Annotated in this window: 2 protein-coding genes and 1 pseudogene; all 3 read left to right on the forward strand. The window is 72.5% G+C overall.

Features of this window, described 5'->3' with window-relative positions; translation table 11 throughout:
* Positions 1-189: pseudogene (locus AC5RV2_RS17315) on the forward strand (ABC transporter ATP-binding protein); the annotation flags it as partial.
* Positions 186-1,067: an ABC transporter permease gene (locus tag AC5RV2_RS17320; protein ID WP_494093363.1), complete on the forward strand. Its 882-nt coding sequence runs from the start codon at positions 186-188 to the stop codon at positions 1,065-1,067. The pseudogene AC5RV2_RS17315 and the gene AC5RV2_RS17320, both read left to right, overlap by 4 nt.
* Positions 1,068-1,124: 57 nt before the next feature.
* On the forward strand, positions 1,125-2,138 hold a 1,014-nt coding region (locus AC5RV2_RS17325; RefSeq protein ID WP_494093364.1), incomplete at its 3' end, for a sensor histidine kinase.

Genomic DNA, 2,138 nt, shown 5'->3' on the forward strand with positions numbered 1-2,138 from the left:
AAAGTCAGCTGGACGGACGGGGCCGGCGACCACCTCGAGACCACCGACGAGCCGGCGGCGCTGGTGCACCGGCTCAGCGGCGGCGGGCGGCACGAGCCGGCCAACCTGCAGGTGCGCGTGCCGCACCTCGAGGACATCTACCTTCAGCTGCTGCAGCAGCACGCCACGGACAGGACCGACGCCTCATGAATGCCCCGTCCCCCTCGACATCCGCCCCCTCGACGTCCGGCCCATCCGGGGCAGTCCGGGCCTGGCGGCCGAACGCGCTGCTGCTGGGCTGGAAACGGACGCTGCTGGAGGTGCGGATGTTCTCGCGCGACCCGGCCGCGGTGGTCTTCACCCTGCTGTTCCCGCTGATCATGATGGGCCTGTTCAGCACCGTCTTCGGCGAGGACGCGTCGATGGGCGATCCGGCGCGGCCGGAGTCGCTGCTGCGCCCGGCCGAGTACTTCCTGCCCGCAATGCTGGCCCTGGGCACGGTCCTGAGCGGCTTCCAGAACCTCAGCGCCTACGTGGCCACCGAACGGTTCAACGGCAGCATCAAGCGGCTGGCCGGAACGCCGCTGCCCAGCCTGTCCTACTTCCTGGGCAAGACCGGCATGACGCTGGTCCTGATCCTGACGCAAACGGCCCTGCTGCTGCTGGGCGCACGGTTCCTGTTCGACGTGCCCCTGCCGGCGACGGCGGAGGCCTGGCTGACGTTCGCGTGGCTGCTCCTGGGGTCCACGGCGGCCTGGTCGGCGGTGGGGATCGCCTTCGCCTGCCTGGCCAGGTCCGGGCCCTCCGCCTCCACCATGGCCGCCGTGCCGCCGCTGCTGCTGTCCTTCATCTCCGGCATCTATTTCCCGTTCTCGCAGATTCCGGACTGGCTGCGCGGCCTCGCGGACCTGACGCCGCTGCGCTGGACGGCCAGCGGCATGCGCTCGGTGTTCCTGCCGGAGGGCTGGGAGTCCGTGGAGCCCGGCGGGGCCTGGAACCTGGGGATGTCCGCCGTCGTGATCCTCAGCTGGCTGGCCGCCGGCCTGGTGCTGACCCGGCTGATGTTCCGTTGGCCGCCGCAGAAGTAGTCCCCCGCGGCAGGGCGACGCGCAGGCCGGGCGGCAGGGCCGTCGTAAGGTGATGCCATGAGTGAATCCGCGGTCCCGCCGGCGCCGGCCCCGCCCTCCGTCGGGGACTCGATCTGGTTCCGCGGCCTGAAGTGGTGGCACCTCGGGTTCTACGTCGCGCTGGCGACCGTCGCCGTCATTGTCTGGGTCAGCGCCGACGCGGCGGACCCCGCCAAGGCATCGGCGGTGGCGGCCCTCGTCCTGCTCGGGGCGGCCTACCCGTTCCTGACCCGGGCGAACGACCTGCACACCTGGAAGCCGAAGCTGTACGTGGTGCTGCTGATCGCCGTGGTGACCTACCTGGCGTTCCTCTCCGGCGCCGGCTCGATCATCCTCTTCATCGCGTTCCCGCAGGTGTGGATGTTCGCGGGGTCGGAGCGCAACGGCGTGGCCGCCTCGGCGCTGATCTGCGTGCTCGTGGCCGCCGGCCAGCTGCACCTGTTCGGCACCGGCGCCGCCGGGCTGCTGGCCGCCGGGCTGCAGGCGGTGATCTCCTTCCTGGCCAGCACGCTGCTGGGCCTGTGGATCTACAAGATCATCGAACAGAGCGAGCAGCGGGCGGACCTGATCGCGGAGCTCAACGCCGCCCGGGCGGAACTGGGGGCCGCGCACGAGCGTCAGGGCGCCATGGCCGAGCGGGAGCGGATGGCCCGCGAAATCCACGACACGCTGGCGCAGGGCTTCACCTCGATCGTGATGCTTTCGGAGGCGGCCCAGGCGCAGCTGCGCAAGGCCGGCACCCCGGTCCCGGCGGCGCTGGCGTCCTCCCTGGCCGGCATCCGGGACACGGCACGGGACAACCTGCAGGAAGCGCGGGCCCTGATCGCGGCCTCCGGCCCCGCGCAACTGGCCGGCGGCGACCTGCTCGGCGCGCTGCGGCGGCTCGAGGCCACCGGCCTGGACGGCGCCCGGCTGAGCGTGGAGCTGCCTGCGGCGCTGCCGGAGCTGACGCCGGCGCAGCAGGTGGTGGTGCTGCGGGCCGCGCAGGAGGCCCTGAACAACGTCCGCCGGCACGCCGGCGCGGGCTCCGCG

It is taken from the genome of Arthrobacter sp. Y3225116 (assembly GCF_059091245.1).

Excerpts from the sequence above, each read along its gene's own strand:
- AC5RV2_RS17320 (WP_494093363.1), top strand. The coding sequence starts at position 186 with ATGAATGCCCCGTCCCCCTCGACATCCGCCCCCTCGACGTCCGGCCCA.